Below are 7,373 nucleotides of genomic sequence, written 5' to 3'. Positions count from 1 at the left end.
CCAGGGGCATGTCCTCGGCTGGTTCAGCCGCTCAGCCGACCTTCTCGGCGCAGCCGAACCCGTTAATCAGATCTTCCCTAAGACATTGATCTATCCAATTATCGTGGCAGTTTTGGGCACGGTTATTGGTGGTCTAATACTTGGCGGCCATTGGCAACGGTTGGAAAGGATTGAGGTTGGGCATTCGGCAGTAATTCTTGATTCGGATTTTATCCGAGAAGCAGGTGCTTCTTTGATTGCCCAATGGCCGAATTATGACTCCGAAGATCCCAATAGTAACTCACTGGATGAATATACCTTGCCGGAGTATGCTCGGCATCTCGGCTACGATTTGCATTGTACCACGATCTACAATCGAGAATCCGACCACGCCATCGAGGTTAATGTCGAATTTCTTGCTGCGCTATACAGAAGGTTGATTGTAGGAGGAGATTCGGTTCCAATTTCTGACGATGGGCTATCGACTATGAGGTTGCGCCCTGGGCAATCTGGGGTGGCCTGCAGCGTAGTTAATTCATCATACAGATCTTTTGCAAACCCCGCTGCGCTTGTTTCCATTTCGGGACGCTATTTGCCGCAGTCAGAATTCTCTGAAGTTGAGAGTGGTGACCCGTATATCATTGTTTTGTTGGATCGGGTTGGCTTTTTCTGGTGGCTTGCGTTCCTTTGCGGAATTGTCGGCTTTGTTCTTTTAATCGGCATAGTGGGCGTTGAGGTGATATTCTTTCTGTCTCCAAAGATGAAGGCGCGCTTCTTGGCGCGATACCTTACACCAAAAGATGCCGCGCAGAATTTCATTGCTTCCCAAAAGCGGATGGGTATTGATGCGGATTGGGCGAAGAATTATCAAAGCGAACTTGAGAAGTTTTCCGATAATTCAACGAGTCCGGAAGGTACCTAGTCGGCGTCGCGAGCCGTAGGGTGCGCATTCATTGCGCACCGCTCCCCGCTCCAAACCCTCGCTCCCTCAATCGCCCCGACAATCCGCGACGGTGCTTTCTTCACCACACAATCGGCACTTCTGATGGATACGTTTGATGGTGCGCAATGAATGCGTACCCTACGGGCTATCGCGGTGCCAACTGGAATAAGGCCAATCCCGGGGCTGGCCGACCAATCCGTGTTTGCCGGGCTGAACCAGCAATACCGGACATGATTTTCCCAATACGCTTCGTCGCGGATATGGTGTTCCTAATAGCGCTTCTGCCGGACGCCTCGCTCCGACTTCGTAGGTCGGGGTTCACCCCACCTTTGTCCTCTGTCCGAAAGTCGCCGTAAACGCCCGCAGTATCACCGGTGTCCGGAGAGGACGAAGCCTACCCACCGAGCGTCGGCACCCCTCGCGGCACGGTCCCGTAAATCCGGCCCGACACCCCGCGAAAGTTTGCAAGACACTTAACTGCACACTCTAACGCCCCGAAAGCCAAAGCCCCAGCCCTGTCCCGCGCGTCGGACAAGGCCGGGGGCTTGGCCGGGCGGAAGCCGGCGAACAAGCCGGTCCCCTATCGCAGCGCCTTCTCGACCACCAGCTGAGGCTCCCCGTTCGAGGTCTTGCGCAGGCTCCGGCCGGTCTCGTCAATCACCGAGCGGATCCGGCTGCGCAGGTTCGAGAAGCTCTCGAACTGCACCACGTCGACCGGACGGTCGAGCTTGAGCTCGATCTGTCGGTGCCCCGACGGCCCCTGCAGCCCGATCACCTCGCCGCTGAAAGCCTGCCCCAGATAGCGCCCGGTCACCCGGTCGCCGAAGGCCAGTTCGGGCGGCGCGTTGCGCTGGGCCAGACGCGCATGCAGCGTGTTCCAGTCCCGGGCGCCGTGCTGGCGCGCAATCAGCTCCAGCGCCTGTGCGTGGCTGACCGGCGTTCCCGCCGTGGCCAGCGCCTGCCTCAGGGCCTTGGCCTGAGCCTTGGCGCTTTCAATCGTCAGGGTCATGCCGGTTCTCCCATCCGGTTCGGGCGCGTCACAAGGACGAGCGCCATCAAGGCCACCAGCGCATCCGCCAGCGGGAAGGCCAGCCACAGAGCCTGTGTGCCGAACGCCGTGCTCAGGGTCAGGATCAGTGCGGGCGTAAGCAGCCACGGTTTTACCAGCGTCAGAAGCGCCGTGCGTCCGGGTTGCCCCAGCGCCTGACAATGCATCGCCAGCACCAGAACCGGTCCGCTGACGACATAGAGCGCCGTCATCATCCGCAGGATCGGCGCCAAAGCCTCGGCCACGCCCGGCGCGTCCGAGAAGAGCGCGCCGAGGGCCTCGCCCGCGAAGGTTCCCAGCGCCATGACCAGCAGACACCACAGGCCCGCCGACCCCGCGCCCAGCCGCAGCCCGGCCCGCGCGCGCGCCATCCGGCCCGCGCCGGCATTGTTGCCGCTGATCGATTGCACGGCCAGCGCGATCGCCATGAGCGGCAGGAAGGCAAAGCCCAGAAGCCGCGTTGCCACGCCGTAAGCCGCGATCACCACAGGGTCGCTGCCTCCGAGCATCAGCAGCACCACGCCCGAGACCAGCGCCATGCCGATGAAGCTGAGGCATAGCGGCAGTCCCAGCGCCAGCATCCGCGCCCAGCCGCGGCGCCAGCTTTCGCGGGCGAGGGCAGCCAGCGGCACCAGCGCCGGGTCGCGCGCCCTGACGCCCAGAAGCAGCGCCAGGCCCAGCCCCTGCGCCAGCACGGTCCCCAGCGCCGAGCCCGCGACGCCCATGTCGAGCCACAGGATGAACAGCGCGTTGGCGGCGATATTGAGCAGGTTGACCAGAACCGAGAGCAGCGCGATCACGCCCGCCCGCCCCTCGCTGCGCAGAAGGTCGGCATGGACCGACAGCGCCAGTTGCAGAGGCGCGCCCAAGATCAGGATCGCCAGATAGGCGCGGGCAGGGGCCACCAGCGCCGTGTTGCCGCCCGCCAAAAGCGGCAGCAGCACCGGGCCAAGAAGCCATGCCAGCAGCCAGACGCCCGCGCTGAGCGCCAGCGCCAGCCCGTGCGCGCCGGCAAAGACCCGGCCCGCCATCGCCTTGTCCCCGGCACCCAGATGGCGCGCGGCCAGGCTGGCCATGCCGCCGCCCGCCAGCGTCGACAGCGCGGTGAGCAGCATCACCACGGGAAAGGACAGGCTGACGGCAGCCAGCGCATCGGGACCGACGAAACGGCCCACGAAGATGCCGTCGACCACCGACAGCAGGCCGCCCGTGGACATGACCACGGCCATCGGCAGGGCGGTGCGCAGGAATAATCGCCCGACCGGAAGGGTCAGGAACGTATTTACGGAATTGTCCGTGACGGATCGATGAGACATCGGTCACTCCTCAAACGAGGCATTTCAGGACGGGAGGGAGCCTGCATTGCCCACCTTCGAAATGCATCAAGGGTGAGATGTCATCATGTCTCCGGGCTTCACCGTGACTTTCGTCCGCAGGCGGCAGGTGCCCGGCACCTGCGCGCTCTCTACGTGCGGCGGACGGATAAATCAAGCGTGTCGGGCGGGCGTCAGAAGAACTGGAAATCGCCCGTCTCGCGCCAGCGACCGAAGGCCAGAAGGCTGGGCCATTCGGGGCGCGTGAACTCGGCTTCGCGGATATCGCCGGGATGCATCCAGCGGAACTCGCTGGCTTCCCCGTCATTGGCGACAAGCGCCCCGGTCACGAACCGTGCCCGGGCCAGAACCGAGACATTCTGGATCCGGTCGCCATTGGGATAGGTGAAATGCTCGATGCCGGGATCCGAGGAAATGCCGAAAACCTGCACCTCGCTCAGCCGGGCATTCGCTTCTTCCCGGGCCTCGCGGTGGATCGCGTCGCTGAGCGATTCGCCAAGCTCCATCGCGCCCGCGGGCAGGCCCCAGTCGCCGGTATCGCTGCGCTTCAGGATCAGGATCCGGCCCTCGCCATCCTCGATCAGGACGCGCACGCCCACGACGATCAGAACCCGGTCGCCCACCAGCTTGCGCAATTGTCCAAGGTAGCTTTCGGAAAAACCCATCGCCGTCTCCTTTCGGTCAGCGATACGCGGATCCCGGATGTCTCACAACCCGGGCTGGACCCCGGGGGCGGTGCAGCGCAGGATGCCGGCCGGAGAGAGGAGACACCATGCGCCACGCCGAGACGATCATCACCAATGCCCGCATCACCACGGGCGACCCGTCGCAACCCCGGGCCGAGGCCGTGGCCATCGCCGGGGGCCGGATCCTGGCCACCGGGACCGCCGAGGCGGTGGCGATCCTGTCGGGGCCGGGAACGCGGGTGCATGATCTTCATGGCCGGGGGCTGGTGCCGGGGCTGGTGGACAGCCATACGCACGGTCTCTGGGGGGCGGTGCGTGACCTGTTCGAGATTTTCCTTGGCTTCGCGGCCAGCCATGCCGACCTGCTCGACGGCATCGCGGGGCAGGCGGGGCAGGCGGCGCCCGGCGAATGGATCACCGCCGCGCCGTGGAAAGCCCATCTGCGCGCCGAGCTGGGGGCGCGCCCGCGCGAACGGCTCGATCAGGTCGCGCCCGACCGCCCCGTCGCGGTCAAGGACGTCACCATGCACGCGCTGTGGGTCAATTCCGAGGCCCTGCGCCGCGCCGGGATCACCGCCGAGACGCCCGACCCGGACGGGGGCGAGATCGAGCGCGACGAAAGCGGCGAACCCACCGGCATCCTGACCGAGACGGCGATGGCGCTGGTGCTGCCCCATCTGGCGCCCAGTCCCGGGCAACTGGCGCAGGCGGTCCGCCACATGGTCGCGCGGTTCAACGGCTGGGGGCTGACGGGGTTCAAGGAACCCATGGCCTTCGAGCCTGACCTCGCCGCCTATGCCGCCGCGTACGACGCGGGCGATCTGCATCTGCATATGGGCGCGCATCTGGCCCGGCAGTCGCCCTTTGGCGGTGACATGACCCCGATGAGCGACATGACCCGCTGGCGCGAGACCTATGGCCGCCCCGGCCTGAACACCGCCTATGCCAAGCTCTTCCTCGACGGTGTTGCGCCCAGCCACACGGCGGCCTTTACCGAGGCTTATCCCGGCACCGATCCCGCGCGGCACGATCCCGAGGCGATGCTGCTGCTGAAGCCCGATGCACTGGCGGCCGAGGTCATGGCGCTCGACGCTGCGGGTTTCACGGTAAAGATGCATGCGGTGGGCGACCGGGCGATTCAGGCGGGGCTGGACGCGATCGAGGCCGCGCGGCGGACGAATGGTGACAGCGGCCTGCGCCACGAAATCGCCCACTGCCCCTTCCCGCGAATGCAGGACCTGCCGCGTTTCGCGGCGCTGGGCGCGGTGGCCGAGGTCTCGCCCAAGCTGTGGTTTCCCGGCCCCGTGACCGAGGGCCAGCGCGCCGTGCTGGGGGCTGACAGGGTCGAGCGCTGCCACCCGATCGGCGATCTGCTGAAAGCCGGGGCCGAGGTGATCTACGGCTCGGACTGGCCCGCGGCCTCGGCCGATGCCAATCCGTGGACGGGCTTGGCCGGCATGATCAGCCGTCGAGATCCCGGCGGGCGGTTCCCCGGCACGCTGGGCGCCGATCAGGCGATCCCGCTCGATACCGCGCTGGGCCTGATGACGACGGGCGGCGCGCGGGCGATGGGGCGGGAGGGAGATTTCGGCCAGATCCGTGCCGGGCAATCCGCCGACATGGTGATGATCGGCGGCGATCTTTCCGCGATGACGCCCGAGGACATCGGCGCGACCGAACCGCAGGCCACGCTGTTCCGGGGGCAGGTGGTCTACGGCGCGCTCTAGGCCACGCGGGTGTGGCGCGGGCTTTCGTCCATCAGGCCCATCATCTCCTGCACCAGCCGCTCCATCAGCGCGGCCTTGGTCTGCGCGTGCTCGGGCGCGTCCCACAGGTTGTGGGTCTGATGCGGATCGGCGCGGCGGTCGTAGAGCTCGCCCCACGCCTCGCCCTTGTACATCGCCAGATGCCAGTCGCGCGTGACCAGCGTGCGCACCCGCGCCTGCGTCCTGAAGCCCATCCGCACGAAGCCGTCGTTGTACTCGATCAGCAGCGCGTCGCGCAGATCGTCCCCGCCCGCCATGCAGGGCAGAAGGCTGCGGCCCATCATGCCGAAATACCCGTCGATCCCCGCCCGCGCGAGGATCGTCGCCGACATATCCAGCGTCGAGGCCAGCGCGGTGCTTTCCGTCCCCGTGGGCGCCGAGGGATCGGCCCAGATCATCGGTACCCGGTTGATCGCGTCCAGAGACCAGCCGCCTTTTAGCATCACGTTGAAATCGCCCAGATAATCCCCGTGGTCCGAATTGAAGACGATGATCGTGTTGTCGTATTGTCCGGTTTCCTTCAGCGCCGCCACCAGCGCGCCGACCGCGTCATCGATCATGGTGATCATCCCCGCCGTCAGCGCCATCGCCTCGCGCACCTCGCGGTCATTGGCCATGAAGACCCCGGTTGCGCGGGGCGGGACGCGCCCGGCCTCGTAGTCCGCGCGCACGGCCTGCAGGGGCGGCGGCGGGTTCTTGTGGTCTTCGTAGCGCGGGAAAACGGTGAAATCGTCGGGGTCGTACATGTCCCAGTACTTGCCCGGCGGGTTGAACGGGTGATGCGGATCGGGAAACGAGACATAGGTGAAGAGGGGCGCATCGCTGCCCGCATTCGCGCGCAGGTACGCGACCGCGCGGTCGCGGATATAGGCCGTGGGATAGGCCTCTTCCGGAACAGCCGTGCGGACGCCCTGCCGCACCGAATAGGCATGCGGCAACTGGTTCTCCGGCCCCTGCCACGCTGCGCCCTCGGGATAGGTGTCGCGGAACCATTGCCGGTAATGTCCGCCCGCCTCGGGGCCGTGGCCGGTGACCATTTCCACATGGTCGAAGCCGTAATAGGGCGTGGGAAAATCGTAGCGCGCGCCTTCGTATCGGTCGGGTGCCTCGCAGCCGTAATCCCCGTCATCGGGCTGCCAGGCTTCGGGGCCGCTGCCGGCATTGGGGGGCGGTGACTCGGTGAAGGGCTGGAGATGGCTCTTGCCGATGCTGGCGGTGCGATAGCCGGCCTCTCGCAGCAGATCGACGAAGGTCCGCGCGCGGCGGGGCAGCAGGCAGCCGTTATAGCGCAGCCCGTGTTGCGACGGGTAGCGCCCGGTCATGAAGCTGGCGCGGTTGGGCATGCAGACCGGGCTGGCCACGTGGAAATCGCTGAACCGCGTGCCCCGCGCGGCCAGCGCGTCGATATTCGGCGTTTTCACCACCGGATGCCCGGCGCAGCCCAGCCAGTCCGCGCGGTGCTGGTCGGTCATGATGTACAGGAAATTCGGTCGCTCCATCCTCGCCCCCCTTCGGCATTCCCGCGCCGCGGTGCAGCAGACGGGACATTCTACCGCCGGGCTTTTGCCCGGTCGCAGCCTGCCCGCGACGCGCCGGCTTGTAAAATGTCCATTCGTG

At 65.9% G+C, this 7,373-nt stretch carries 6 protein-coding genes; 2 read left to right on the top strand and 4 right to left on the bottom strand.

The features are described 5' to 3' along the window. On the top strand, positions 1-901 hold a 901-nt coding region (locus tag C4N9_RS21830), incomplete at its 5' end, for a hypothetical protein (RefSeq protein ID WP_168192142.1). A gap of 601 nt (positions 902-1,502) precedes the next feature. On the opposite strand, the gene C4N9_RS06870 is transcribed toward C4N9_RS21830, so the two are convergent. From C4N9_RS06870 to C4N9_RS06860, 3 genes are all read right to left on the bottom strand, one after another. Beyond that, positions 1,503-1,931, bottom strand: a complete 429-nt coding sequence (locus tag C4N9_RS06870; protein WP_109532541.1) for a glyoxalase superfamily protein — start codon at positions 1,929-1,931, stop codon at positions 1,503-1,505. Further along, complete coding sequence (locus tag C4N9_RS06865; RefSeq protein WP_245902480.1) at positions 1,928-3,286, bottom strand: MATE family efflux transporter; 1,359 nt, start codon at positions 3,284-3,286, stop codon at positions 1,928-1,930. The genes C4N9_RS06870 and C4N9_RS06865 overlap by 4 nt, the downstream gene beginning before the upstream one ends. Positions 3,287-3,477: 191 nt before the next feature. Next, positions 3,478-3,969, bottom strand: a complete 492-nt coding sequence (locus C4N9_RS06860) for an NUDIX domain-containing protein (protein WP_109532540.1) — start codon at positions 3,967-3,969, stop codon at positions 3,478-3,480. A gap of 107 nt (positions 3,970-4,076) precedes the next feature. Here C4N9_RS06860 and C4N9_RS06855 point away from each other — a divergent pair, with 107 nt between their 5' ends. Next, positions 4,077-5,717 carry an amidohydrolase gene (locus C4N9_RS06855; protein ID WP_109532539.1) on the top strand — a complete coding sequence of 547 codons (1,641 nt, stop codon included), beginning with the start codon at positions 4,077-4,079 and terminating at the stop codon, positions 5,715-5,717. On the opposite strand, the gene C4N9_RS06850 is transcribed toward C4N9_RS06855, so the two are convergent. Next, complete coding sequence (locus C4N9_RS06850) at positions 5,714-7,255, bottom strand: sulfatase family protein (protein WP_109532538.1); 1,542 nt, start codon at positions 7,253-7,255, stop codon at positions 5,714-5,716. The genes C4N9_RS06855 and C4N9_RS06850 overlap by 4 nt on opposite strands. Between the last annotated feature and the right edge of the window lie 118 nt (positions 7,256-7,373).

Origin of the sequence: Pararhodobacter marinus (assembly GCF_003122215.1) — a bacterium.
Lineage (GTDB): Bacteria > Pseudomonadota > Alphaproteobacteria > Rhodobacterales > Rhodobacteraceae > Pararhodobacter > Pararhodobacter marinus.
Note: the sequence above shows the minus strand (reverse complement) of the source record. Positions and strands in the feature narration are given on the sequence as shown.

What these genes read in the sequence shown, in the direction of transcription:
- C4N9_RS06850 (WP_109532538.1), bottom strand. Translation starts at nt 7,255, where the DNA reads ATGGAGCGACCGAATTTCCTGTACATCATGACCGACCAGCACCGCGCG.
- C4N9_RS06870 (WP_109532541.1), bottom strand. Translation starts at nt 1,931, where the DNA reads ATGACCCTGACGATTGAAAGCGCCAAGGCTCAGGCCAAGGCCCTGAGG.
- C4N9_RS06855 (WP_109532539.1), top strand. Translation starts at nt 4,077, where the DNA reads ATGCGCCACGCCGAGACGATCATCACCAATGCCCGCATCACCACGGGC.
- C4N9_RS06860 (WP_109532540.1), bottom strand. Translation starts at nt 3,969, where the DNA reads ATGGGTTTTTCCGAAAGCTACCTTGGACAATTGCGCAAGCTGGTGGGC.
- C4N9_RS06865 (WP_245902480.1), bottom strand. Translation starts at nt 3,286, where the DNA reads ATGTCTCATCGATCCGTCACGGACAATTCCGTAAATACGTTCCTGACC.